The organism is Mycobacterium sp. AMU20-3851 (genome assembly GCF_043974665.1).
Classification (GTDB): domain Bacteria; phylum Actinomycetota; class Actinomycetes; order Mycobacteriales; family Mycobacteriaceae; genus Mycobacterium.
The window spans coordinates 1,637,920-1,661,942 of the sequence record NZ_CP146371.1; the positions used below are offsets into that span (position 1 = coordinate 1,637,920).

At 66.3% G+C, this 24,023-nt stretch carries 24 protein-coding genes; 14 read left to right on the top strand and 10 right to left on the bottom strand.

Features of this window, described 5'->3' with window-relative positions; genetic code table 11:
* Positions 1-15 precede the first annotated feature (15 nt).
* From V4U86_RS08020 to V4U86_RS08040, 5 genes are all read right to left on the bottom strand, one after another.
* Entirely contained in the window at positions 16-354 is a 339-nt protein-coding gene (locus V4U86_RS08020; RefSeq protein ID WP_395310731.1) for a hemophore-related protein, read from the bottom strand.
* A gap of 227 nt (positions 355-581) precedes the next feature.
* Positions 582-1,955 carry a cytochrome P450 gene (locus tag V4U86_RS08025; RefSeq protein WP_395310732.1) on the bottom strand — a complete coding sequence of 458 codons (1,374 nt, stop codon included), beginning with the start codon at positions 1,953-1,955 and terminating at the stop codon, positions 582-584.
* A gap of 25 nt (positions 1,956-1,980) precedes the next feature.
* Entirely contained in the window at positions 1,981-2,172 is a 192-nt protein-coding gene (locus V4U86_RS08030; protein WP_395310733.1) for a ferredoxin, read from the bottom strand.
* Between the two features lie 34 nt (positions 2,173-2,206).
* Complete coding sequence (locus V4U86_RS08035; protein WP_395310734.1) at positions 2,207-3,079, bottom strand: mycofactocin-coupled SDR family oxidoreductase; 873 nt, start codon at positions 3,077-3,079, stop codon at positions 2,207-2,209.
* A 21-nt stretch (positions 3,080-3,100) separates the two neighbouring features.
* A complete protein-coding gene (locus tag V4U86_RS08040; protein WP_395310735.1) occupies positions 3,101-3,802 on the bottom strand; it encodes an SDR family NAD(P)-dependent oxidoreductase in 702 nt (233 codons plus the stop codon).
* Positions 3,803-4,061: 259 nt separating this feature from the next.
* Here V4U86_RS08040 and V4U86_RS08045 point away from each other — a divergent pair, with 259 nt between their 5' ends.
* The 12 genes from V4U86_RS08045 (at position 4,062) to V4U86_RS08100 (ending at position 18,825) form a co-directional block, all read left to right on the top strand.
* A complete protein-coding gene (locus V4U86_RS08045; protein WP_395310736.1) occupies positions 4,062-5,582 on the top strand; it encodes an aldehyde dehydrogenase family protein in 1,521 nt (506 codons plus the stop codon).
* Positions 5,583-5,643: 61 nt separating this feature from the next.
* Positions 5,644-6,852: a CaiB/BaiF CoA transferase family protein gene (locus V4U86_RS08050; protein WP_395310737.1), complete on the top strand. Its 1,209-nt coding sequence runs from the start codon at positions 5,644-5,646 to the stop codon at positions 6,850-6,852.
* A gap of 28 nt (positions 6,853-6,880) precedes the next feature.
* Positions 6,881-8,056: an OB-fold domain-containing protein gene (locus V4U86_RS08055; protein ID WP_395310738.1), complete on the top strand. Its 1,176-nt coding sequence runs from the start codon at positions 6,881-6,883 to the stop codon at positions 8,054-8,056.
* Positions 8,057-8,150: 94 nt separating this feature from the next.
* The gene (locus V4U86_RS08060) at positions 8,151-9,320 is read left to right on the top strand and encodes a thiolase C-terminal domain-containing protein (RefSeq protein WP_395310739.1); all 1,170 of its coding nucleotides are present in this window, start codon (positions 8,151-8,153) and stop codon (positions 9,318-9,320) included.
* Positions 9,310-10,119, top strand: coding sequence for an MlaE family ABC transporter permease (locus V4U86_RS08065; protein ID WP_395310740.1), 810 nt, complete (start codon positions 9,310-9,312; stop codon positions 10,117-10,119). The genes V4U86_RS08060 and V4U86_RS08065 overlap by 11 nt, the downstream gene beginning before the upstream one ends.
* Positions 10,120-10,124: 5 nt before the next feature.
* On the top strand, positions 10,125-10,982 hold the full coding sequence (locus tag V4U86_RS08070) for an ABC transporter permease (protein ID WP_395310741.1): 858 nt from the start codon (positions 10,125-10,127) through the stop codon (positions 10,980-10,982).
* 12 nt (positions 10,983-10,994) lie between these two features.
* Positions 10,995-12,191: an MCE family protein gene (locus tag V4U86_RS08075; protein WP_395310742.1), complete on the top strand. Its 1,197-nt coding sequence runs from the start codon at positions 10,995-10,997 to the stop codon at positions 12,189-12,191.
* Positions 12,188-13,216 carry an MCE family protein gene (locus V4U86_RS08080; RefSeq protein ID WP_395310743.1) on the top strand — a complete coding sequence of 343 codons (1,029 nt, stop codon included), beginning with the start codon at positions 12,188-12,190 and terminating at the stop codon, positions 13,214-13,216. Before V4U86_RS08075 ends, V4U86_RS08080 begins: the two co-directional genes overlap by 4 nt.
* Before the next feature lie 67 nt (positions 13,217-13,283).
* Positions 13,284-14,426 carry an MCE family protein gene (locus V4U86_RS08085; RefSeq protein WP_395310744.1) on the top strand — a complete coding sequence of 381 codons (1,143 nt, stop codon included), beginning with the start codon at positions 13,284-13,286 and terminating at the stop codon, positions 14,424-14,426.
* The gene (locus V4U86_RS08090) at positions 14,423-15,907 is read left to right on the top strand and encodes an MCE family protein (RefSeq protein ID WP_395310745.1); all 1,485 of its coding nucleotides are present in this window, start codon (positions 14,423-14,425) and stop codon (positions 15,905-15,907) included. Before V4U86_RS08085 ends, V4U86_RS08090 begins: the two co-directional genes overlap by 4 nt.
* Positions 15,904-17,175 carry an MCE family protein gene (locus tag V4U86_RS08095; protein ID WP_395310746.1) on the top strand — a complete coding sequence of 424 codons (1,272 nt, stop codon included), beginning with the start codon at positions 15,904-15,906 and terminating at the stop codon, positions 17,173-17,175. Before V4U86_RS08090 ends, V4U86_RS08095 begins: the two co-directional genes overlap by 4 nt.
* Positions 17,176-18,825 (top strand): MCE family protein, encoded by a 1,650-nt coding sequence (locus tag V4U86_RS08100; RefSeq protein ID WP_395310747.1) that lies wholly within the window; start codon positions 17,176-17,178, stop codon positions 18,823-18,825. It begins immediately after the preceding gene.
* A gap of 101 nt (positions 18,826-18,926) precedes the next feature.
* Here V4U86_RS08100 and V4U86_RS08105 read toward each other — a convergent pair whose 3' ends face one another.
* Positions 18,927-19,439 carry a hypothetical protein gene (locus tag V4U86_RS08105; RefSeq protein WP_395310748.1) on the bottom strand — a complete coding sequence of 171 codons (513 nt, stop codon included), beginning with the start codon at positions 19,437-19,439 and terminating at the stop codon, positions 18,927-18,929.
* A gap of 110 nt (positions 19,440-19,549) precedes the next feature.
* Between V4U86_RS08105 and V4U86_RS08110 the strand changes: the two genes are divergently transcribed.
* On the top strand, positions 19,550-19,990 hold the full coding sequence (locus V4U86_RS08110; protein ID WP_395310749.1) for a hypothetical protein: 441 nt from the start codon (positions 19,550-19,552) through the stop codon (positions 19,988-19,990).
* A 32-nt stretch (positions 19,991-20,022) separates the two neighbouring features.
* On the top strand, positions 20,023-20,469 hold the full coding sequence (locus tag V4U86_RS08115; protein ID WP_395310750.1) for a hypothetical protein: 447 nt from the start codon (positions 20,023-20,025) through the stop codon (positions 20,467-20,469).
* 13 nt (positions 20,470-20,482) lie between these two features.
* Here the strand turns inward: V4U86_RS08115 and V4U86_RS08120 are convergent, their stop codons facing one another.
* From V4U86_RS08120 to V4U86_RS08135, 4 genes are all read right to left on the bottom strand, one after another.
* Entirely contained in the window at positions 20,483-21,052 is a 570-nt protein-coding gene (locus tag V4U86_RS08120) for a twin-arginine translocation pathway signal (protein WP_395310751.1), read from the bottom strand.
* Positions 21,049-21,912 carry a hypothetical protein gene (locus V4U86_RS08125; protein WP_395310752.1) on the bottom strand — a complete coding sequence of 288 codons (864 nt, stop codon included), beginning with the start codon at positions 21,910-21,912 and terminating at the stop codon, positions 21,049-21,051. The genes V4U86_RS08120 and V4U86_RS08125 overlap by 4 nt, the downstream gene beginning before the upstream one ends.
* A 101-nt stretch (positions 21,913-22,013) precedes the next feature.
* Positions 22,014-22,391 carry a hypothetical protein gene (locus tag V4U86_RS08130; RefSeq protein ID WP_395311959.1) on the bottom strand — a complete coding sequence of 126 codons (378 nt, stop codon included), beginning with the start codon at positions 22,389-22,391 and terminating at the stop codon, positions 22,014-22,016.
* Between the two features lie 227 nt (positions 22,392-22,618).
* Positions 22,619-23,896 carry a cytochrome P450 gene (locus V4U86_RS08135; protein ID WP_395310753.1) on the bottom strand — a complete coding sequence of 426 codons (1,278 nt, stop codon included), beginning with the start codon at positions 23,894-23,896 and terminating at the stop codon, positions 22,619-22,621.
* Positions 23,897-24,023 lie beyond the last annotated feature (127 nt).

Consider the following 24,023-nt stretch of genomic DNA (forward strand, 5'->3'; position numbering starts at 1 on the left):
TTTTCGGCTTACAGCTCAGTAGTTGTTGCAGCTCCCGGCCAACTGCAGCGTGGCACCCAGGTAGCTCGCGGCGCCCGGGTAGGCGGCGATCTGGTTGACCGTGTTCTGGCGCTCGGCCGGTCCGGAGTTCATGAAGCTGCGCAGCATCCCCAGCGCCATCGGCTGAGCGTTGAACTGCGCGGCCAGGTCGGGCCGTTCCGCGTTCATGGCGGCCATCACCTGGTCGTAGCTGCAGGTTGTGTTGATGACCGGACCGAGGTCGGGCTGGGCTGAGGCGATCCCGACCGACATCGGCACCGACAGAGCCATACCGCCAACCAGGACGGCAAGCTTCGTGCGCGACACCTTGAGCATGTGGTTTTTACCTTTCCCCACCCGACTGATTCGGGCGACATCCTCCTTGTCGTGGAGGACTTCGATTTCGTTACCGATCTTGTGATTAAAAGGCTAACAGGATCGACCTTGATCCACACAAGTCCTTTACCCAGGCAAAACCTGGACAAACCACGCTCTATTCCCGTCGAACATGCTTTCGGCGCGGTCCCGCACCTGGATACGGGGCCGCGCCGAAAACGTCTGTACTACTTCCAGTCGATGACCGCGGCTTCCTTGCGCTCGGTGATCGGCCGGGCCAGTTCCTGTTCGTCGCAGATGCGCTGCAGGTTCTCCAGCGTCTCGTCCAGGCCGGGGCCGAGGCGCTTGCCCGGGGTGAAGCTGGCCGGCAGGTTACGCATGCCCTGGATGACGCCGATGCTGTCGTAGTGCACGGTGCCCTCGGGATCACACACATAGTCGGGCATCCGGTCGAGCACCGCGGTCAGCATCGACTTGAACACCGTGCGGGCCACGTTGGAACCCACGCAGCGGTGCACGCCGATGCCGAAGCTGAAGTGCCGGTTGCCCTTACGGTCCAGGATGATCTTGTGCGGCTCGTCGAACACCGACGGATCCCGGTTCGCCATCGCCCACGAGATCCACAGCCGCTCACCCTCTCTGAACTGGGTGCCTTCCACCTCGACATCCTCGGAGAAGGTGCGACCGTCACCGGGGGCGGGGGTGAAGTACCGGAGGAATTCCTCGGTGGCCGGGTTGAGTAGAGTCTCGCGTTCCCGGCTGAGCAGTTCGCGCTGATCGGGGTTCTCACCCAGCCATTCCAGGGCATGGGCGGTCAGCGCCGTGGTGGTGTCGAATCCGCCGCCGATGATCAACCCGAGATTGCCCAGGATCTCCATGTCGGGTGCGGGTTCGCCGTCGATGCGAAGCTGCAGCAGCGCATTGATCAGGCCGGGCTTGGGATTCTCCTTGAACGCGAACATGTTCGTGAGCAGGTCGATACCCATTTCACGGTGCTGCTCGTTGATCTTCTCGCGGTCCGGCGAATGCTCGGGAGTGTAGACCGAAGCATGCGTCGGCTCGCTGTAGACGTGCCACTTCTTGAGGTCGAGGCCCATCATGGCGAGGGTGAGCACCGCGGGGACCACGTTGGCCAGGTGGTCGACGAAGTCGATCCGGCCGGTCTCGATGTGCTCGTCCAGGGCGGCCCGGGTGATCTCGTCGACGAACGGCACCCAGCGCTTGATCGCCGCCGGCGACAGGTACGGGTTCAGCGCACCGCGGTAGGTGCCGTGGTCGGGCTCATCCATCTCCAGGATGCCGCCGCGCACCGTTTTGGCGCGACTGGCCACCGGGATGCTGATGCCCTGGTAGCCGGTTCCCTCACCGGTGAGGTCGTGATCGTTGGACACGGCGGGGCAGCGGGCGAGTTCGAACACATGCTTGCTGTCCGCCGCCACCCAGTGACCGTCATAGACATCGGTCCACGCCATCGGACACTTGGCATGCATTTCCTCGGTGATGGCCTGGAACTGCTCCCGGTACTCCGGGGTATGCCGGTCGAAGTGGATCTTGTGCTTCTTGCGCTCGTCGTCAGTTACGACATCACGGTCGATGCTCACGGCGTTGTCTCCCTAGCGGATTCGGTCATTCGATGACGATGGCCTGTTCTGGACAGGAGTGCGCGGCTTCGCGCACCAGGTCTTCCTGGTCGGCGGGGACGATGTCGGACACCGGCGAGGCGTGCCCGTCGACATCGTCGAGTACGAATGAGTCGGGGGCGATCATCGCGCACAGGGTGTGGCCCTGGCACCGGCTTGCATCGACGGAAACCTTCACTGCGCCAGCTCCTTACGAGACGGTGAATTCAGCATCAGACGTGGTAGTCGTACCACTTGAGGTAGCCGCCCGCGTCGACACGCAGCTGCATGCCGGTGACGAACCGGGACTCGTCCGAGGCCAGCCACAGCACCGCGTTGCTGATGTCCTGGGGTTCGATGTAGTTGACCTTCATGGCTTGCTGCACACCGAAGACCGGCTCTGCGTCGGCGCGGGTGGGGTTCTCCAGGTCCGGCCGGAACGAGCGGTACATGGGTTCGCTCTGCAGCATGTCGGTGTTGCAGTTGGTCGGATGGATCACGTTGGCACGGATGCCGCGCACGGCCAGCTCGGTGGCCAGATAGTGCACGTACTCGGAGATGAGCCGCTTGCTGACCATGTAGCCCATGCCGCCCGGATCGTTGCCCGGGTTCGGCTTGTTGTGCGCATCCATCAGGGCGGCGGCCGAGGCGGTCGCGACGATCGAGGCGCCCTCGGTCAGATGTGGCAGCGCCACCTGGATGGCATTGATGGTGCCGACGAAGTTGGTGTTGATGCCGTCGGTCCAGGCCTGCATGGGCGGCTGGCCCTTCATCGCGGCGACGCCGGCCTGCGCAACCACGATGTCGACCTTGCCGAATTCGGCGAGCCCGGCGTCGAGCGCGGCCCGCAGCTCGGCCTCATTGCGGACATCGGCCTGCGCCGTGACGATGCGGCGGCCCGTCTTCTCGACGTAGTTCCTGGTCTCTTCGAGATCCTCGGCCGTGGCCATGGCGTAGCCGACGGTGTCGTAGTTCTTGCAGATGTCGACGGCGATGATGTCGGCACCCTCCTCGGCGAGCCGGATCGCGTGGCTGCGGCCCTGGCCGCGGGCTGCGCCGGTGATGAATGCGACTTTTCCGGCTACCCGGCCCTCTGCATTACCCACTCGATTGAATCCCTTCTCGCTCTAGGTGTTCCGGCCGCCGTTGACGCCCAGGATCTGTCCGGTGATGTAACTCGCCTCTTCGGAGATGAAGAACGCACAAGCTGCTGCGATGTCCTCGGGTTTGCCCATCCGGCGCACCGGGGTCTGCTCGATCTGCTTGTCGGTGTCGCCGAGGAACCCGCGGTCCTCGGCCTTGCGCAGCATGGGGGTGTCGATGAAGCCGGGCGGTACCGCGTTGACGGTGATGCCCATCGGCCCGTATTCCAGCGCCAGCGATTTGGTCAGCCCGTTGACGGCGGACTTGGCCGCCACGTACGGCGCCATGTAGGGCTGACCCGAGTGCGTGCTGGAAGAGGAGATGTTGACGATCCGGCCCCAGCCGGCCTCGATCATCTCGGGCAGCACCGCCTGGATGCAGTGGAACGTGCCGTTGAGATTCACGTCGATCACCCGCTGCCACTGCTCGAAGGTGGTCTCGGTGAACTTGCGGAAGCTGTCCAGCCCGGCCGCGTTCACCAGGATGGAGACCGGGCCGAGCTGGCTACGGATCCCGTTGAGTGCCTCGTCGACGGCGGCCCGATCGGTGACGTTCGCGATGAACGCGTTCGGGGTGTCCGACGGGTTGAGGTCGATGGTGGCCACGTTGTAACCGTCCGCACGCAACCGGTCCGCGATCGCACGACCGATGCCCGACCCGCCGCCTGTGACGACAGCGTTCTTCATGTAAAGCCTCCAATGAGCTGAAGTGGACGATCCGGAGTGTGGCCGCGATCTCAAGAATCGCCCTTCCGATTATGAGAACCGTACTCTCGGACACCTCGCCGCCGCAAGGTATCGGAAGCTTCGGCCAGGAACAAAAGTTTGGCCGCCTTCCCTGATCGAGCCATACGACTAGCGCATCTAGGCGTTCTTGCGTTCTCATCAGCCGGATGTAAGATTCGCCGGTGATGAGAATGAAATTTCCATCACAGTGAGGAGCCTGATGTCGGAGACCCCCACGATCGCCGCCACCAACGGCAGCGATCCGGTCCGCGAAACAGCACACGCGAAGGCTGATCGGCGCATGCTCATCGACGGGAAACTCGTCGACGCCGCACGCACATTCGCCACCGTGAACCCCGCAACCGGTGAGGTCCTCGGCCACGCGCCGGACGCCTCGATCGCCGACGCGGAAGCGGCCGTCGCCGCCGCGCGGCGCGCATTCGACAGTTCGGGCTGGGCCACCGATGTCGCGCTGCGGATCCGTTGCCTCGAGCAGTTCCACGCCGCGCTCGTCGCCAACCGCGACGACCTCGCCGCGCTGACCACCGCCGAGGTCGGCGCCACCGCGGCGCTGAACCTGGGTGCGCAACTCGACCAGCCGATCGCGATCGTCGAGTACTACCTCAATCTGCTGCGTGACTACCCGTTCACCGAGGACCTCGGGAACATCGAGAGCCGCGGGATGCAACATCACCGCTGGGTGGAGAAGGAGGCCGGCGGCGTCGTCGCGGCCATCATCGCCTACAACTACCCGAACCAATTGGCGCTGGCCAAGCTGGCGCCCGCGCTGGCCGCCGGCTGCACCGTGGTGCTCAAGGCGGCGCCGGACACCCCGCTGATCACCCTCGCCCTCGGCGAGCTGATCGCCGAGCACACCGACATCCCGGCCGGCGTCGTCAACGTCCTCAGCGGAGCCGACCCACAGGTCGGCGCGGTGCTCACCACCGATCCGGATGTCGACATGGTGACCTTCACCGGGTCCACCCCGACCGGCCGGGCGATCATGGCCGCCGCCAGCGCGACCTTGAAGAAGGTGTTCCTGGAACTGGGCGGCAAGTCCGCCGCGATCGTGCTGGACGACGCCGACTTCGGTACCGCCGCACTGTTTTCCGCGTTCAGCATGGTCACCCATGCCGGGCAGGGCTGCGCGCTGACCTCCCGGCTGCTGGTGCCGCGCAAGCACCACGACGAGATCGTCGAGCTGGTCAAGACGAACTTCGGGCACGTGCGGTACGGCGACCCGACCGATCCGGGCACCTACATGGGCCCGCTGATCAGCGAGAAGCAACGCGACAAGGTCGACGGCATGGTCAAAAGGGCGGTCGCGGCGGGAGCCACATTGGTGACCGGTGGCGAGAAGAAGGGACCCGGCTACTTCTATACCCCGACCCTGCTCACCGACGTCGACCCCGACAGTGAGATCGCGCAGGAAGAGGTGTTCGGACCGGTCCTCGCGGTGATCGCCTACGACGATGACGACGACGCGGTGCGCATCGCGAACAACTCCATCTACGGACTGTCCGGTGCGGTCTTCGGCAGCGAGGAGCGCGCCCTGGGCGTCGCCCGTCGCATCCGCACCGGCACCTTCTCCATCAACGGCGGCAACTACTTCAGCCCGGATAGTCCGTTCGGCGGCTACAAGCAGTCCGGTATCGGCCGCGAGATGGGGGTGGCCGGCCTGGAGGAATTCCTGGAGAGCAAGACCTTCGCGGTGCCGGTGACCGACGGAGCGGCGAAATGAGCGACGCTTGCGGAGCGAATCATGGACCGTCATTCGGGACCCGAGCCTGCGAGGTGACCGAGTGAGTAAGCCGCTGGACGGAATCCGGGTCCTCGAGGTCGCCATGTACGGCTTCGTGCCGTCGGCCGGTGCGGTGCTCGCCGAATGGGGAGCCGACGTCGTCAAGGTCGAGCACGCGGTCACCGGCGACCCGCAGCGCGGGCTGCGCCAGACCGGTCTGCTGCGGGTGGAGGGTGACCCCAACCCGAACATCGAGCACGCCAACCGCGGTAAGCGCAGCATCGGGCTGGACATGTCGGTGCCCGAGGGCAAAGAGCTGCTGCTTGAGTTGGCCAAACGCGCCGACGTGTTCCTGACCAGCTTCCTGCCCGGGCACCGGGAGAAGTTCGGCATCGATGTCGAGGACATCCGTGCGGTGAACCCGTCCGTCATCTACGCCCGGGGCAGCGCACTGGGCCCGCGCGGCGAGGAGGCGGTCAAGGGCGGCTACGACATGACCGCGTTCTGGTGCCGGGCGGGTACCGCGCGCACCATCACCCCGCCGGATACGCCCGGTATGGTCGGCCCGCCCGGACCCGCCTACGGCGACACGATCTCCGGTACCAACCTGGCCGGCGGTATCGCCGCGGCGCTGCTCAAGCGCGAACGCACCGGCGAGCCATCGGTGGTCGACGTCTCGCTGCTGGGCAGCGGCCTCTGGGCGCTCGGCCACACTGTCGCCCTGACCAACCACCTGCAGGAGCGGATGGAGGCCTTCCCGCCGGGAACCCAAGGCTCGCCGTTCAATCCGCTCGTCGGGCTGTATCCGACCGCCGACGACCGGTACATCTCCTTCGTCATGATGCAACCGACGAAGTTCTGGGCCGACGTCTGCCGGCACATGGACCTCGAGGACCTGATCGACGATCCGCGGTTCGCCACCGCCGAGTCGATCGCGGAGAACACCGCGGCCGCCAACGACATCCTGTCCGAGGCGATGCGCAAGCGCACGCTGCCGGAGTGGAGTGAGCGGTTCGCGACGCTGGCCGGCCCGTGGGCCCCGGTGCAGGACACCCTGCAGGCCGCCAAGGACGCCCAGATCCGGTCCAACGAATACATCGTGCAGGCCGGGGAACTGGAGTTGGTGGCCAATCCGGTGCAGTTCGACGTGACCGCGCCGAGCACCGGGGGCGCTCCCGGCTTCGCCGAGCAGACCGACGAGATCCTGCTTGAGCTCGGCCTGGACTGGGACCGCATCATCGAACTCAAAACCGCAGGTGCGGTCACCTAACAGATTCCGAGAGGTCCCCACACAGCCCATGCCCTACGTGTCGTCGATCGGTACCTACCTGCCGTGCTGGGGCACCCCCGCGCACCGGGTGCCCGGTGATGACGAGGATGCCATCACCCTGGCCGTCGAGGCCGGGCGTGCGGCGCTGGATTCCGGTGCCGCCGTCGAGCGGGTGGTGCTCGTGAGCCGCAACCTGCCGCTGGTGGAGAGCAGCAACGCCGCGGTCCTGCTGGCCGGGCTCGGCCTGGACCCCGAGCTGGAGGTCGACGAGCGGCTCGGTGGCGCACCGGCCACCGCGGACGCGCTGACCTCGGCCCGTCCCCGAACCCTCATCATCGGGGTGGATCTCGACCCGGCCGGAGCCGCGGCGCTGGTGACCGCCGAACACGGGCTGCAGGTGCGGACCGCCGCGCGGGTGGCGCGCAGTCTGCCGGTGCGCACCCGGACCGAGGGCGGCGGTGTCCAGGACTACGGCGATCCCCGGCTGCTGCACGAGCGGGGGTTGATCGCCTCGCTGGAAGCCGCCTGGATGGACACGCCGACCGCGGTGGCCGGGGTGGACCACGCGCGGGCCGTCGACCTGTGCCTGCCCGACCCGCCGGTGCTGCCCACCATCGGCGCCAGCGCCAGCATCTTCGCGCTGGCCGGCATGGTCGAGACGGGTAAGACCGGGCCGCTGGTCGCGGTCGAACAGGCCATCCTGTCCGGTGTCATGGTCAGCGGCGGCCGGGCCCAGACCCATCGCCGGGAACCCGAGGCACGACCGGCGCCCGCCTACACCTATGTGAAGGGCGCCGACATCCCGATCTCGCTGGCCGCCTATGAGCGCGCCTTCGAGGCGAAGGTGCGCTGGGAGGCGGGCACCTTTCCCGGCAGCGGTGAACTCGATTTCCCGCCCCGGTTCCGGGTCGCCCGGGACGGCGCCCTGGCCACCGACTACGCGCTGGTCCCGCTGCCGCGTACCGGCACCGTCTACACCGAGGTGACGGTGCATGTGCCGGTGCCCGGGCTGCGCACCCCCTACTCGCTGGTGATCGTCGAACTCGACGGGGTCGGCGTGCGGGCGCTGGTGAAGGTGACCGGCGTGGCGGCCGGGATGGTGGACATCGGCGACCGCGGCCGACTGGCCCTGCGCCGGGTGGCGGTGCGCTCCGGCGTCCCGGACTACGGGTATGCCTTCGCCCCGGATGAGGCCGCCGCGTGAGCGCCCGCCGAGCCCGCATGTGCAGATCCCGCAAATATCGCCACGGTTACCGTAACCCGTTCGGTATGATCCTTCCCATTGTCGGGGGGAGGTCATGAGAAACGTCGCCATCGTCGGCGCCGGGATGACCACCTTCGGGGAACATTTCGCGCTCGGCCTCAAGGACCTGCTTCCACTGGCTTTCGCCGACTGCGTCCGCAGCATCGACAAGGGATTCGACAAGTTCGACCTGCAGGCCGCCTGGTACGGGTCGATGGGCACCGCCGACGGCTTCCCGGCCGGCATCCTCGCCGATACGTTGGGCCTGCCCGACATCCCGGTGACCCGGGTGGAGAACTCGTGCGCCACCGGTAACGACGCCGTGCGCAATGCGTTGTTCGCGGTCGCCTCGGGCGCCTTCGACGTTGCCCTGGTGATGGGGGCGGACAAACTCCGCGACACCACCTCCGCGGACATGCTCTGGGAGTGGGAGGGGATGGCCCGCGACAAGGCCTGGGACTATCCGCTCGGCCTGGTGGCGCCCGCGGGTTTCGCGTTGCATGTGCGCCGGTATCTGCACGAGTCGCCGGCAACCCGGGAGCACATGGCGATGATCGCGGTGAAGAACCACCGGCACGGTGTCAGCAATCCGAAGGCCCGCTTGCGGTTTGAGATCACCGTGGAACAGGCGCTGCAGGCGCCCGTGGTGGTCACTCCGTTCCATGTTTACGACTGCGCACCGCAGAGCGACGGGGCCGCTGCGCTGGTGATCGCCGCCGAGGACGTGGTGCAACGGTTCACCGACCGTCCGGTGTGGATCCGCGGTGTCGGACTGGGGCTGGATTCGGTGATGCACCAACACAAGGCGGACCTGACCACCTTCCCGGCCACCGTGCGGGCGGCCAAACAGGCGTTCACGATGGCGGGTATGACCCCGGCCGACGTCGACGTCGCCGAAGTACACGATTTCTTCACCGGCATCGAGCTCATCAGCTATGAGGACCTCGGCTTCGCGGACCGTTTCGAGGGTTACAAACTCGCCGAGGCCGAAGTCACCAGTGTCGGTGGGGCACTGCCGGTGAACCCCAGTGGAGGTTTGAAGGCCAAAGGGCATCCGCCGGGTGCCACTGGTGTGGCACAGTGCGTTGAGCTGTTCGCACAGCTGCGCGGCGAGGCGTCCAATCAAGTAGATGGGGCCCGAGTCGCTTTGGCGCACAACGTTGGCGGACCGACAGCAGTAGCAGCAGTCACGATCCTGGAAGGACCCGGTAGGCATGGCAGGTAAGGGTCCGGACCGGTGGACGCCCGGTATCTCGATAGCACGCAACGCATCAGGTCCGATGCAGGCCGTCGGCGGCCTGTTCGCGATGAGCGCGGATGCGGTGAAGTATCTGTTCCAACGCCCGTTCTTCTGGCGCGAGTTCCTCGAGCAGGCCTGGTTCGTGGCGCGGGTGTCGCTGGGACCGACACTGCTGGTGGCGATCCCGTTCACCGTGCTGGTGTCCTTCACGCTGAACATCCTGCTGCGTGAGCTCGGCGCAGCCGACCTGTCCGGTGCCGGCGCGGCCTTCGGCGCCGTCACCCAGGTCGGCCCGATGGTGACGGTGCTGATCGTGGCCGGCGCCGGGGCGACGGCCATGTGTGCCGACCTCGGATCGCGGACCATCCGTGAAGAGATCGACGCGATGGAGGTGCTGGGGATCAACCCGGTGCAGCGGCTGGTGACCCCACGCATGCTGGCCGCGGGTTTGGTCGCGCTGTTGCTCAACAGCCTGGTGGTCATCATCGGCATCCTGGGCGGCTACTTCTTCTCGGTGTTCGTCCAGGACGTCAATCCGGGCGCCTTCGCCGCCGGGATCACCCTGCTGACCGGACTACCGGAGGTGATCATCTCCTGTGTGAAGGCCGGCCTGTTCGGGCTGATCGCCGGGCTGATCGCCTGCTATCGGGGGCTGACGATCAGCGGTGGGGGTGCAAAAGCGGTGGGCAATGCGGTCAACGAAACGGTGGTGTACGCGTTCATGGCGCTGTTCGTGGTCAATGTGGTGGTCACCGCCATCGGCATCCAGATGACGGACGGCTGACCGGCATGGGTAACGCCGCAGTCCTCAAATCGACCTATCCGCGGTTGGCGCGCACCTTCAAGCGCCCGGTGCTGACCCTGGCATCCCTGGGTGATCACACCCTGTTCTATATCCGCGCGGTGAAGGGCATCCCGCTGGCAGCGATGCACTACCGGCGTGAGGTCATCCGGCTGATCGCCGAGATCTCGATGGGCGCCGGCGCGTTGGCGATGATCGGCGGCACGTTGGTGATCGTCGGCTTCCTCACCCTGGCCACCGGCGGCACCCTTGCCGTGCAGGGGTATTCGAGCCTCGGCAACATCGGCATCGAGGCGCTGACCGGCTTCCTGTCGGCATTCATCAACGTCCGTATCGCCGCCCCGGTGATCGCCGGCATCGGATTGGCCGCCACCTTCGGCGCCGGGGTGACCGCGCAGCTGGGCGCGATGCGGATCAACGAGGAGATCGACGCACTGGAGGCCATGGCCATCCGGCCGGTCGAGTACCTGGTGTCCACCCGGATCGTGGCCGGCATGATCGCCATCACCCCGCTGTATTCGATCGCGGTGGTGCTGTCCTTCTTGGCCAGTGAGTTCACCACCACGGTGCTGTTCGGTCAGTCCGGCGGCCTGTACTCGCACTACTTCAACACCTTCCTCAATCCGATCGACCTGCTGTGGTCCTTCCTGCAGGCAATCCTGATGGCGCTGGCGGTGCTGTTCATCCACACCTACTTCGGGTTCTTCGCCACCGGCGGACCTTCTGGAGTGGGCGTGGCGGTCGGTAACGCGGTGCGGACCTCTCTGGTCGTGGTGGTGTCGGTGACTCTGTTGGTGTCGCTGGCGATCTACGGCTCCAACGGCAACTTCAACCTGTCGGGCTAGGGGCAACAGTCGATGACGCAAACAAACGGGCGTGTCCTGGCAGGTCTGGGCACGGTGGTGGTGATCGGGCTGATCGTCGGGCTCTCCGTCGGGCTGTTCCGGGGCAGCTTCACCGAGACCGTGCCGCTGACCGTCGTCTCGCAGCGTGCCGGACTGGTGATGAACCCCGACGCCAAGGTGAAGATGCGCGGCGTGCAGGTGGGCACGGTGTCCTCGATCGAGTCCCGGCCCGACGGCATGGCCGTGCTGCATCTGGCCATGGATCCCGCGCAGCTCAAGCGGATTCCGTCCAACGTCCAGGTCGACATCGCCTCCTCGACCGTGTTCGGCGCCAAGTTCGTCCAGCTGCAGAACCCTGCCGATCCCTCCGGTGAGCCGGTGCGCGCCGGCGACGTCCTGCAGGGCGACCACGTCACCGTCGAGATCAACACCGTCTTCCAGCAGCTCACCCAGCTCTTGGACTCGATCGACCCGCTGAAGGTGAACGAGACCCTCGGCGCGATGGCCGCTGCGTTCAACGGTCGCGGTGAGCAGTTCGGCCGCACCCTGACAGATTTCAACAACTTCCTGGCCAAGATCGAGCCCAGCCTGGACAACATGGCGACACTGACCCAGCAGATGCCCCCGGTACTCAGCGCCTACGCCGATGGCGCACAGGATCTGGTGGACTCCATCGACAACGCCACCACGCTGGGCAACAGCATCGTGGAGGAACAGGAAAACCTGGACGCCTTCCTCATCAGCGCAATCGGATTGGCCGATGTCGGCAACGAGGTGCTGGGCGGCAACCGGCAGGCACTGCGCGACCTCACCCATATCCTGCTGCCCACCTCGGAGTTGCTGGCCAAGTACCACGAGGGCATCGGATGCGGTATCGGCGGCCTGGTGCCGTTCTCCAAGTCACCGCCGTTCGACGTCCCGGGCATCATCATCTCGGCCAGCCTGACCCTGGGCATGGAGCGCTACCGCTACCCCAATGACCTGCCGAAGGTGGCAGCCAAGGCCCAGCGCTCCTACTGCAAGGAATTCGGGCTGCCCGATGTGCCGCCGGAGTACCGGGTGCCGGCCATGGTCGCCGACACCGGTGCCAACGGATACCAGTACGGAAACCAGGGCATCCTGCTCAACTCGGACGGCCTCAAGCAGATGCTGTTCGGCCCGTTGGGCGGTCCGCCACGCAACAGCGCACAGGTAGGGATGCCGGGATGACGGGATCACGCGGAACTCTGCTCAAGTTCGGCACTTTCGCGGTGGTGATGGTGCTGCTGACAGGCGCGCTGTTCGCGGTCTTCTCCGAGGTCCGCACCGGGTCGACCTCCGACTACTCGGCGGTGTTCAAGGATGCGTCCCGGTTGAAAGCCGGTGACAGCGTGCGTGTTGCAGGCATCCGGGTCGGGACCGTCGAGGATGTGTCGCTGCAGTCCGACGGGAATGTGCTGGTGAAGTTCGACGCCGACCGCACGGTCGCGCTGACCTCTGGCACCAAGGCAGCCGTGCGCTATCTGAACCTCGTCGGCGATCGCTACCTGGAATTGCTGGACGGCCCGGGCTCCACCCATGTGCAGCCGGCCGGCGCTCAGATCCCGGTCGAACGTACCGCCCCCGCACTGGATCTGGACCTGCTGCTCGGCGGTCTCAAGCCGGTGATCCAGGGGCTGAACCCGCAGGATGTCAACGCGCTGACCGCCTCCCTGATCCAGATCATGCAGGGTCAGGGCGGAACCATCGAATCGCTGTTGTCCAAGACCTCGTCGTTCAGCACCGAGCTGGCCGACAACAGCCAGGTGGTGGAGTCGTTGATCGACGAACTGCGCACGGTGCTGGACACATTGGCCAAGGACGGCGACCGATTCTCCGGCGCCGTGGACCGGATCCAGCAGTTGGTGAGCGGTCTGCACGAGGACGAGGATCCGATCGGCACCGCGATCACCGCACTCGACAACGGCACGGCGTCGCTGGCCGATTTCCTGGGCAATGCGCGGAAGCCGCTGGCGGGCACCATCGCCGAGATCAATCGGCTGGCCACCAACATCGACGCGGGGAAGGACAGCCTCGACGTCTCGCTGCAGAAGGCGCCGGAGAACTACCGCAAGGCCATTCGCCTCGGTGCGTACGGCGGGTTCATCCAGTACTACATCTGCGGCGTCTCCGTCCGCGCAAGCGATCTGCAGGGCCGCACCGTGGTGTTCCCGTGGATCAGGCAGGAAGAGGGCCGATGCTCGGACAGCGGATAAGGACGATGCACGTGGCGGACCGGATAGGGGACTTGGTCGGGGATTCAGAAAGGTGGTGTGACGCCCGATGCTGAAGTATCGCGGTGGCCATCTGATCCGATCGGGTGTGATCGGTGTCGTCCTGATGGTGCTGATCATCGCCGTCGGCCTGCAGCCCGAACGTCTCAGCGAGTGGGCGACCTCGGTGCGCTACCAGGCCCGGTTCGCCGAGGCCGGCGGATTGAGCACCGGTAACGACGTCACATTGTCCGGCATCAAGGTCGGTTCGGTGTCGGACATCAAGCTGGACAACGGTGATGCGCTGGTGACGTTCACCCTGGCCGGCAAGTACGGGCTGGGCTCGGAGACCCAGGCCCATATCCGGACCGGCACCCTGCTCGGTGAGCGGGTGCTGGCATTGCAGCCTGAGGGAAGCGGCAGGATGCGCGGACTGGACGAGATTCCGCTGTCGCGCACCTCGTCCCCGTACTCGCTGACCGACGCCGTCGGTGAACTGACCACCAACACCGCCGGGACCGATACCGAGTCGCTGAACCAGTCCCTGGACACGCTGTCGCAGACCATCGATCAGATTGCGCCGCAACTCGGCCCGACCTTCGACGGATTGAGCAGACTGTCCAAATCGTTGAACAACCGCAATGAGAGCCTCAGCGATCTGTTGCGCAGCGCCGGTGATGTCACCGGGGTGCTGTCCAAGCGCAGCGAACAGGTCAACACCCTGATCCTGAATGCCAACGACCTCGTCGGGGTGCTCAACGATCGTCGGCAGGCGATCGTCGACCTGCTGGCCAACACCTCCCAGGTATCCAAGGTTCTCTCCGGTGTGGTCGCCGACAACGAGGCCCAACTCAAACCCGCTCTGGACCGGTTGAACTCGGTGTCGGCGGTGCTGGAGAAGAATCGCGACAACATCGCCAAGGCCCTGCCCGGCCTGGCGAAGTACGAACTCACCCAGGGTGAGACCGTGTCGAACGGGTTCTACTACAGCGCCTTCATCCCGAATATCGTGTTCGGGCAGCTGTTGCAGCCCTTCCTCGATTACGCGTTCGGCTTCCGGCGCGGCGTCAACGCCGGGCAACCACCGGACAATGCCGGCCCGCGGTCGGAACTTCCGTTCCCCGTCAACGGCATTCCGCAGCCCGGTGATCTGCCGCCGCGGTCGTTCCCGCCGCCCGTCATCCCGCCGCTGCCAGGAGATGCACCGCGATGAGCACACGTAAACGACTGCTCGTCATCGGCGTCGTGGTCGCCGTGCTGATCGGTGCCGGATTCCTGGTGCGCCAGTTGTTCTTCAAACCGACCACGATCACGGCGTACTTCCCGACCGCCACCGCGATCTATCCGGGTGACGAGGTGCGGGTGTCCGGGGTGAAGGTCGGCACCATCCGGTCCATCGAGCCCAAGGGTCGGCAGACCAAGCTGACCCTGCAGGTCGACCCGGACGTGTCGGTCCCGGCGAATGCCAAGGCGATCATCGTGGCCCCCAACCTGGTGGCCGCCCGCTTCGTCCAGCTGACGCCGCCGTTTCGCGACGGTGACTCGGACGCCATGGCCGACGGTGCGGTAATCCCAGCAGAGCGCACCGCGGTGCCGGTGGAATGGGATCAGGTCAAGACCCAATTGGAGCGGCTGGCAACGGAGTTGGGGCCGCGCAGTGGTGTCGACGGCACCTCGGTGTCCAGGTTCATCGACAGCGCGGCCAACGCCATGGACGGCAACGGCGCGAAGCTGCGGGAGACGCTGGCCCAGCTGTCCGGCGTGGCGCGGGTGATGGCCGACGGCAGCGGCGACATCGTCGACATCATCAAGAACCTGCACGTGTTCGTCGACGCCATCCGCGGCAGCAGCGAGCAGATCGTCATGTTCGAGAACCGGCTGGCGACGCTGACCAGCGTGGTGAACGACAGCCGGTCGAGTCTGGACGCCATGCTCAACGATCTGTCCTTCGCCATCGACGAGGTGCAGAGGTTCGTGGCGGGCACCCGCAAGGAGACCTCCGAGCAGGTGGTGCGGCTCAACAATGTGATGCAGAACCTGGTGGACAGCCGGCTGGCGATCGAGAACATCCTGCACGTCACCCCTACCGCCATCGCGAACACGCTGAACATGTACAACGTGTCCAGCGGTACCCCGGTAGGGTCCATCGCCTTCGCCAACTTCAGTAACCCCGTCCAGGCCGTCTGCGGCATGGTCGGCGCCGTCGAGAACGTCACCGCTCCGGAGACCGCGAAGCTGTGCGATCAGTACTTCGGGCCTGCGCTGCGGCTGTTGAACTTCAACGGCATGCCGTTCCCGATGAACCCGTACCTGACCAAGTCGGCCAGCCCGGACAAGCTGATCTACTCCGATATGCGGTTGGCGCCCAACGGCGGTGGCATTCCCCGCGATCCCGAGCCGGCACCGGCGGTTTCCGCTTACACCGGCGCGGGCGACGTGCCGCCACCGCCCGGGTGGAACGCTCCGCAGCCTCCGGGTCGCGGTGCCTACACCCCCAACGGACTGCCGGCTACGCCGCATGCCCCGTTGCTTCCCGGTGCGCCACAACCGAGTCCGACCACCTTCGACGGCCTGCTGTTGCCGGGCTACGGTGGCCCGCCCCCGCCCCCGCCCCCGCCCCCGCCCCCGGGACCGGCGCCTGCGCCGGCACCTGATGCTCCACTGCTTCCGGCCGAAGGGAATCCGCCGTCATGATCAGTGTCGGATCCGCCGGGCGCGCTCTGGTGGTCGGGACGGCCGCCGGGTTCGTCCTGAGCGGGTGCGCCTTCCACGGGGTGAACTCACTGCCGTTGCCAGGCGTGCAGGGCAACACCCGCGACGCCCAGCAGTTCACCGTCGAGGTCGCCAACGTCGGGACACTGGAATCGAATTCACCGGTGATGATCGACGACGCAGTCGTCGGCAGCGTCGGTGACATGACCGTCGACGGGTGGCACGCGAAGGTCAAGGTGAACATCAACCCGGGTGTCGTGGTGCCCGGCAACGCGGTGGCCACCGTCGGGCAGACCAGCCTGCTCGGGTCGATGCACCTGGCATTGAATGCACCGGTGGGGGAGTCCCCGTCGGGCCAGCTGCAGACCGGGGCCACCATCCCGCTGAGTGATTCGTCGACGTATCCGTCCACCGAGCAGACGCTGTCCTCGCTGTCCACCATGGTCAACGGCGGCGGCCTCGGGCAGATCGGTGACATCATCCACAACTTCAGCACCGCCATGTCGGGGCGGGAGTCCGAGATCCGTGATCTGCTCGTCCGGTTGGACAAGTTCGTCGGGACACTGGACACCCAGCGCAGCAATATCGTGGCGTCCATTAAGCAGCTGAACACCGTCGCCGGCACATTCGCATCGCAGAACGACAAGATCGACCGCGCGCTCAAGGACATCCCACCGGCCCTGGACGTGCTCATCGACAGCAGGCCGCGCTTCACCACCGCACTGCAGCGGCTCGGCGAATTCAGTGACACCGCAACCGGTCTGGTTAACGATGCGGGTAAGGAACTGGTGCGCGACCTGTCCAACCTGGAACCCGCGCTGAAGGCGCTGGCCGACATCGGCCCCGACATCAACGGCGGCCTGGCCTACGCATCGGCATTCCCATACGGGCCCAATGCGATCGAACGCGCCGTCAAGGGTGACTTCCTGAACCTGTTCGCGGTCTTCGACCTGACCTATCCGCGGATCAAGCGCACCCTGTTGCTCGGTACCCGGTGGGGTGACGAGAACGCGACGCTCATTCCGGCGCCAGGTGATCCGTGGTACCTGAACTACTCCTACAGCCCGCTCTCCGCGCCGATCGCGCCGCCGCCTGCCGTCGCACCGGCACCCGAGGGCGCGCCGCCGCCGGTCAGCGGTCCGGTCCTGCCGGTGGCCCCGCCACCGCTGGCCCCGCAGTCGTCACCCCCGGTGCCCGCGGCACCCATCTTCGCCGGGCCGTACGCGCCCGCACAGGGAAGTGGTGGATAGATGCTGACTCGCTTCGTCAGAACGCAGCTGATCATCTTCACCGTGGCGTCCATCGTCGGTGTAGCGGTGATGGTGTTCGGGTACATGCAGCTGCCCACCCTGCTCGGGATCGGCAGGCTCACGGTCAGTCTCGACATGCCGGCCACCGGTGGGTTGTACCGGTTCTCCAACGTGACCTACAACGGTGTGCAGATCGGCCGGGTGACCGCCGTGGAGTTGACCGACACCGGGGCCCGCGCGACGCTGTCGCTGGACCGGTCGCCCAAGATCCCGGCGGATCTGCGGGCGCAGGTGCTCAGCGTGTCCGCCGTGGGTGAGCAGTATGTGGATCTGCGACCGAACACCGACTCCGAACCGTATCTGCAGGACGGGACGGTGATCTCGGCGGAGAACACCACGATCCCGCAGGAGGTCGGGCCGATGCTCGACCAGATGAGCGCGTTGGTGCAGTCGATTCCCAAGGACCGGCTCAACGCACTGCTGGACGAGACCTACCAGGCGTTCAACGGTGCGGGTTACGACTTCCAGTCACTCGTCGATTCGGCGGGCAAGCTGACCCGCGACGCCGACAGCGTGTCCAATGAGATGAGTTCGCTCATCGATAACAGTGTGCCGCTGTTGGATACCCAGGTGCAGACCACCGATGCGATCCGGACCTGGTCGCGCAGCCTGGCAGGTATCACCGAGCAGGTGGTCCGCAACGATCCGCAGGTCCGCACGCTGCTGCAGCGCGGTCCCGGCTTCGCCGAAGAGGTGTCCGGACTGCTGACCGACATCAAGCCGACACTGCCGGTGTTGTTGGCGAACCTGACCACGGTGAGCCAGATCCTGCTGACCTACAACCCGGCACTGGAGCAGCTGTTCGTTCTGTTGCCCAACTACATTGCGGCACAGCAGTCCTTCGGTCTGCCGAAGAACAACCCGACGGGTCTGCCGATGGGTGACTTCACCCTGACCGTCGGCGACCCCAACCCGTGCCTGGTCGGCTTCCTGCCGCCGTCCCAATGGCGATCGCCGGCCGACACCACCACCGTGGACACTCCGAACAACCTGTACTGCAAGCTGCCGCACGATTCGCCGATCTCGGTGCGCGGCGCGCGCAACATCCCCTGCATGGAACATCCGGGCAAGCGCGCGCCGACGGTCGAATTGTGCAACGACCCAAGAGGGTTCGTTCCGCTCGCGATGCGCCAGCACCTGACCGGACCGATGCCCTTCGATCCAAACCTGGTCGCTCAGGGCATCCCGCCGGATGACCGGGTCTCCTTCGAGGGTCAGATCCATGCACCGGTTCAGGGCACGCCGTTGCCGCCGGGGGCGGTGCCGTCCGGGACTCCTCCGGGTGCACCGGCCGCGCCGCCACCACCACCGGCGCCGGTTTCCTCCCCACCGACGGCGTACATCCCGCCGCCCCCACCGGGCAATTCAGTCAACGGTGTGCCGGTGCCGCCGGTGACGCCGGCGCCCGCGACCGGGGCACTTCCGGTGGCGCCCAGCGCGAACTCGGCCGGGGACGGTCCGTCGGTGGCGGTGGTCCCCTACGACCCGAACACGGGCAAGTACATGACACCCGACGGTCGTTACGAACAGCAGACCAACCTGATCGCCGGCGGGGCACCGAAGTCATGGCAGGAACTGATGCCGACCTGATGGCCCGCCATCACCGGGTGGGTCATCAGAACAGAAGATCCCCGGCCGCCGGGCCGGGGATCTTCGGGGTGGGTGCTACGAGAACCGTTGCGGTGCAGCGATTACATCTTGTCCAGCCGGACTGGCATCTCGATTGCGGTGGGCGTGTTGCGGCCGCAGGCGCCGCCGGGGCCCTCGGTGCGGTCGAACCCCTTGAGGGTCTGCACGTTGGCGGTGTCGACATGACCGTTGGGGCTGGTGCCGAAGAACTGGAAGCGCTGGAATCCGGGTGCCCTGGTGCCGTCGGGGCAGGGCAGCCAGCCCGGATGTTCCACTTCGACGATCCAGCGGTTGATCCGGTACTTGGCCGGGACCGTCCAGCCCTTGTCGCTGGTGACCGTTCCGTCGCAGGTCTGGACATCGGTGCAGCTCGTCGAGAAGGTCCACGTCGACACGACGACCGCCTCGTTCATCCGGACCTCGTTGGTCTTGGCCCAATCTCCGTTGGAGATGACCCGATAGGTGCCGTTCAGGGCGAAATCCGGGTCGGCGTGGGCGGCCGGCGCGGCACCGGTTGCCAGGGCTGCGCCCAACAGGACGGTGGCCGCGCCGACCGCGGGACCGAATGCATGCATGACGACTCCTCACGCTGTTCAGGGTGTCTCGCGTCCAGCCTAGTGCCGGAGAAGAACAACCCTTGCAGAATAGGAGAACTTTGTTACCCCGATGTGGGAAGGTGGACGGTATGCGTGTGATGATGGGTGTGGTGGCCGCGGCTGTCGCTGTGGCACCGATGATTTGGGCACCGATCGCCGCCGCGGAGCCGCCGGTGGAGCCGGTGCCCGCCGAGCCGCCGATGCTGTTCGACTGCAACGATCCGTCGTGCACACCTGGCATCGCACCGAACATCGTGCTGGGTTCGTACTGCAACAACACCACCTACTACGCCTTCGGCGTGACGTCCTGGGGGCGGCTGGTGTTCTGCGGTTCACCGCGGCGCTACGCGCCCCGCTGGTTCCGGGCCACCGAGATGCACGGCATCAAGGCCGAGGGTGCCACCTGTTCCGGCTATGACGGCGAGATGGCCCAGTCGCCGGACGGGCTGTTCTTGACGTGCATCGCGAAGAACGGCGGAACCCGTTGGGAACGGGGCGATGTCTCGGCCTCTGATCCCATCCCGCGCTGATCTGCCGGATATCGAACCTCACGAGGAGCATGATGAAGATTCTCGCTGCCGCCATGGCCCCGGTCGCCGTAGCGACCGCGACGGTGCTGGCACCGCAGGCCGACGCCATGCTGCTCGGCAACTATGAGGTGTGGAGCAACCGGTGGACAGACGCGTCCTGGGTCTGGGCGACGTATCCCTGCGAGGATTACGACCAGTACGACACCCCGACCGATGACTGCCGATTGGTACGGGCGGTCCCGCGGCCGAAGTTCGGCGCCTACTACGGTGGGGAGGCGCGGCTGGTCGACGGGCAGTGGTCCTTCACCGCCGATGTCCCGGACGGGCTGCGCTGTCTCGGGCACGTGATGCCGACCAAGGACACCTACCGATGGGACGATGTGAGCCTGTTCGGCACCGTGGAGTCCAGGTTCGACGTGGGCTGCTTCAACGGCCCGCCCGGAATGAACGTCTGGACGTTCTCGCTGGTCCGGTTCTAGACGGGATCAAAAGCTAGACAGGATCAAAAGCGGAGATCAGCCAGGCGCCGTCCTGCTTCTCCAGCACCACTTTGACCGCGCTCGCGGTGAAGCTGCCGTCGGGATTGTCCCGGCTGGTGGTCGACTGGTTGATGAAAACGAGCACCTCGGCGGTGCCCGGTTCGATGTCGACGATCGCCTTACGTGTCACCGCCGCAGAGGTCTGTACCTGCTTCTCTTTGGCTGCGGGCGCGACGATCTCGTCGGTGAATTGGGTGTAGTAGTCCAGAAAGTCGCCGGTCATCCGGGACTTGGCATTGGCGAAGTCGGCGTCCAGGGTGGCCGGTGAGTACGAGAGCAACGCGACGGCGCCGTCGGCGGCCGCGGTCAGCACCGCCTGCCGCGCGGTGTCGTCGATCTGCTGGTCGCTGCGATAGTCGGTGAAGTACAACCAGCCGGCCACACCGGCCGAGGCCGCCAGCAGCACCACGAGAAGCACCGGTGCCAGCCACTTCTGCAGCCGCGAACGGGCAGGGGCCGCGGCTGCAGAAGTCTCGGCCACGGCCGCCGTGTCCTCGGTGGTCACGGGTTCATCAGTGGTCACGGGGCGAACTCCACCTTCGACATCTTGATCTGGTCGCCGTCTCGGTTGAGGCTCACCGCGAGCCGCCAGTTCCGCGGCTCTTGTTTGGCCCCGGCAGTATTGCTGACGGTCGATGTGGCGGTGACGAGGACCACGGCGTCGTTGTCGGTCATCGATTCGACCGCCGCGGCGGTGGCGGTTGCCTCGGTCACCACCTTCGATTCCTTGGCCACGGTGGCGAAATCCTTTGCCTGGGCTTCGAATTCCTTCCGGAAGTTCCCGGTCGAGTTGTCGAGGATGCGTTGGACATCCTCGTCGACGCTGGTGAAATCCAGGGACATCAGCGTCACCACGCTCTGCTTGGCGGCAGCGGCGTATTCGGCGGCCTGACGCTGCTTGTCCTGCACGCTGCGGTGCTGCATCACCATCAGCACGCTGACGGTGATCAGGGCACCGGTCAGCAGGACGACGAGTGCGGCTGCCGCCCAACGCAGTGCGGGCCCGAGCCTGCGCTGCGGCGGGACGGGCTCGGCAGTCTCGTAGTCTTCGGTGGCTTGAAACTCCTCGGCGGCATCCGCCTCGGTCGTCGACGCGCTCTCGGTTTCCTCGACCACGACGTCGGGGTCACCGTCGGATCCGACTTCGGATTCAGATTCGGTGGTTTCGTCTGTGGTGTCCGCGGGGGCGGCGCCCTGTTTGCGCGACCGGATCTCGTCGGCCCGGGCCCGGGCGGCTGCCGCGGTGGCCTCGGCGGCCGCCGCTTCTGCCTCCGCGAGCGTCAGCGCGGCTGCGGCATCTGTCGCGGTCTCGGTACCCGCCGCCTCGGCGGTCGCGTCGGTCTTGGCGGGGTCCTTCGCCGGGTCAGACTTGCGGAACCGCATCCGACCTCCTGTCTTTTCCGCATGCAGCAATCGGTTTCACGGTACCGGAGCCGGCGGGCCGGATCGGCCGGGTGGCCGGCCAGTGGACGGTGTCTGCGGCGTCACCAGGTGCGCAATGAGCAGAGCGCACCCTTGAGACCCGAGTCGGTGGCGACCACGACGTCGTCCACCCGGAGTTCGCAGACGAAACCGGGGTCGGCGAGCGCCGGGGCGTGCTCGGGTACGGACGCCACGACCATCGCCCAGGACTGCGGGTCGGCCAGGGTGGCTTCCAGCACCCACGGTTGGCCGGGGCCCAGCTCGGCCTCGGCTTTGGGGCTGAAGACGTACGGATTGTGGCTGTAGTCGGCCCAATTGGGTGGCTGCACGTCGCGGTAATAGATCTGCGCCCGCGTCGGCTGGCTGGCGCCGACCGTGTACTTGACGTGGTGCAGGACCGGCTCTTCGGCGGCGGCCGGGATCGCGCCGGCCAAGCTCATGACGGCCGCGGCGACCGCGGCGTGCACCACGACGAACTTCACAAGACTTCCTCCACGGCTCGGCATCCTCGGCTGACTATAGAACGCGGGTGTGCCCCGGAGAGCCGAAACGCGCTTCTCGTCCTCGCGAAAATGAAGAACGGCATTCTCATTGTGGGAAACAGCTTCGGCGCGTCCCCGTCCGTCGAGCTGGACGGAGGACGCGCCGAAGTCCCGAGGGGGCTGGGTCAGCCGAGCGGTGTGAACTTGATGTGCAGGTCGGTCAACCCGCGCAGTACGAACGTCGGCTCGTAGTTGAAGTTCTGGTCACCGACCGGGCCGTGCTTGTCGGCGTCGACGGTGATGTCGCCCATGCGATCCAGGATGCGCTCGATGGACACCCGTCCCTCGACCCGCGCGAGCGGCCCGCCCGGGCAGGAGTGCACACCGCGGCCGAAGGCCATGTGCTCGCGCACGTTCTTGCGGTCCAGCCGCAACTCGTGCGGATTGTCGAAGCGGCTCGGGTCGCGGTTGACCGCACCGGGCAGCACCATCACCGGGCTGCCGGCCGGGATCTTCACGCCGGCGACCTCGGTTGTCTTGCGGGCCAAGCGGAAGTCGCATTTCACCGGGCTCTCCAGACGCAGCGACTCCTCGATGAAGGTCGGGATGAGACTGCGATCGTCGCGTAGCTTCTGCTGCACCTCGGGATTCTCGGCCAGCACCCGCATGGCGGCGCTGAGCAGCTTGGTGGTGGTCTCCTGTCCGGCGGCGAACAGGAAGGTGGCCGAGCGCACCACCTCGATGACCGGAGGCACCGAATCGTCGGGGTAGAGCGCGGTCGCCAGCGAGGTCAGCACGTCCTCGCGCGGATTCGCGCGGCGATCCTCCAGGTAGGCGATGAACTTGTCGTCCAGGAACTGCAGCGGATTCTCGTCGACGACCTCCTGCTCGAGTGAACCCACCCGGGCGCCGGGCCGGTCGGCGCCGAGCTTGGTGCGGAACTGCTTGTGGTCCTCCTCGGGCACACCGAGCAGGTCGGCGATGACCAACAGCGAGAACGGCTTGGCGTACTCGGCCAGGAACTCGCACTGACCGTTGTCCAGGAACTCGTCGAGCTGGACGTCGGCCAGCTTCCACATGAAATCCTCGTTCTCCTTGAGCCTGCGCGGCGTCAGGAGCCGATTCAGCAGAGAGCGGGCCTTGGTGTGATCCGGCGGGTCCATGGTGACCATGTGCTCGAACATCGGCAGCAGGTGCCGGTGCGCTTCCAGTTGCTCGGAGATGTCGTCACCTTCCGGGGTGAACGGCAGGGGCGGGAACGGGCCGCCGAGCGCGACCGCATTGGAGAAGGCGTCGGTGTTCTTGTAGACCGCGACCGCTTCCTCGTAGCCGGTGACGGCGTAACAGCCCCACGGCGGAACCTGCAACACCGGATTCTGCTCGCGGAGATAATCGAAGTACGGGTACGGATTGGGCACCAGCGACTGGTCGGTGAGGAAGTCCAGCGTCGCGTATTCGCTCATGTGAGTAGATCTCCCGGGCTGTGGGGTGGAAGGGTGTCGGCGCTGTCCTGCCGGCGAAATCGCATCTCCGGCCGAGCTGTGACATGAAAAGTGCTGTGCACCTGCTTAGCATGTGGATAGAGTCGTG

What these genes read in the sequence shown, in the direction of transcription:
- V4U86_RS08055 (WP_395310738.1), top strand. Translation starts at nt 6,881, where the DNA reads ATGCCCTACGTGTCGTCGATCGGTACCTACCTGCCGTGCTGGGGCACC.
- V4U86_RS08105 (WP_395310748.1), bottom strand. Translation starts at nt 19,439, where the DNA reads ATGCATGCATTCGGTCCCGCGGTCGGCGCGGCCACCGTCCTGTTGGGC.
- V4U86_RS08135 (WP_395310753.1), bottom strand. Translation starts at nt 23,896, where the DNA reads ATGAGCGAATACGCGACGCTGGACTTCCTCACCGACCAGTCGCTGGTG.
- V4U86_RS08125 (WP_395310752.1), bottom strand. Translation starts at nt 21,912, where the DNA reads ATGCGGTTCCGCAAGTCTGACCCGGCGAAGGACCCCGCCAAGACCGAC.
- V4U86_RS08020 (WP_395310731.1), bottom strand. Translation starts at nt 354, where the DNA reads ATGCTCAAGGTGTCGCGCACGAAGCTTGCCGTCCTGGTTGGCGGTATG.
- V4U86_RS08110 (WP_395310749.1), top strand. Translation starts at nt 19,550, where the DNA reads ATGCGTGTGATGATGGGTGTGGTGGCCGCGGCTGTCGCTGTGGCACCG.
- V4U86_RS08070 (WP_395310741.1), top strand. Translation starts at nt 10,125, where the DNA reads ATGGGTAACGCCGCAGTCCTCAAATCGACCTATCCGCGGTTGGCGCGC.
- V4U86_RS08130 (WP_395311959.1), bottom strand. Translation starts at nt 22,391, where the DNA reads ATGAGCTTGGCCGGCGCGATCCCGGCCGCCGCCGAAGAGCCGGTCCTG.
- V4U86_RS08115 (WP_395310750.1), top strand. Translation starts at nt 20,023, where the DNA reads ATGAAGATTCTCGCTGCCGCCATGGCCCCGGTCGCCGTAGCGACCGCG.
- V4U86_RS08095 (WP_395310746.1), top strand. Translation starts at nt 15,904, where the DNA reads ATGATCAGTGTCGGATCCGCCGGGCGCGCTCTGGTGGTCGGGACGGCC.
- V4U86_RS08075 (WP_395310742.1), top strand. Translation starts at nt 10,995, where the DNA reads ATGACGCAAACAAACGGGCGTGTCCTGGCAGGTCTGGGCACGGTGGTG.
- V4U86_RS08100 (WP_395310747.1), top strand. Translation starts at nt 17,176, where the DNA reads ATGCTGACTCGCTTCGTCAGAACGCAGCTGATCATCTTCACCGTGGCG.
- V4U86_RS08085 (WP_395310744.1), top strand. Translation starts at nt 13,284, where the DNA reads ATGCTGAAGTATCGCGGTGGCCATCTGATCCGATCGGGTGTGATCGGT.
- V4U86_RS08065 (WP_395310740.1), top strand. Translation starts at nt 9,310, where the DNA reads ATGGCAGGTAAGGGTCCGGACCGGTGGACGCCCGGTATCTCGATAGCA.
- V4U86_RS08090 (WP_395310745.1), top strand. Translation starts at nt 14,423, where the DNA reads ATGAGCACACGTAAACGACTGCTCGTCATCGGCGTCGTGGTCGCCGTG.
- V4U86_RS08060 (WP_395310739.1), top strand. Translation starts at nt 8,151, where the DNA reads ATGAGAAACGTCGCCATCGTCGGCGCCGGGATGACCACCTTCGGGGAA.
- V4U86_RS08045 (WP_395310736.1), top strand. Translation starts at nt 4,062, where the DNA reads ATGTCGGAGACCCCCACGATCGCCGCCACCAACGGCAGCGATCCGGTC.
- V4U86_RS08040 (WP_395310735.1), bottom strand. Translation starts at nt 3,802, where the DNA reads ATGAAGAACGCTGTCGTCACAGGCGGCGGGTCGGGCATCGGTCGTGCG.
- V4U86_RS08080 (WP_395310743.1), top strand. Translation starts at nt 12,188, where the DNA reads ATGACGGGATCACGCGGAACTCTGCTCAAGTTCGGCACTTTCGCGGTG.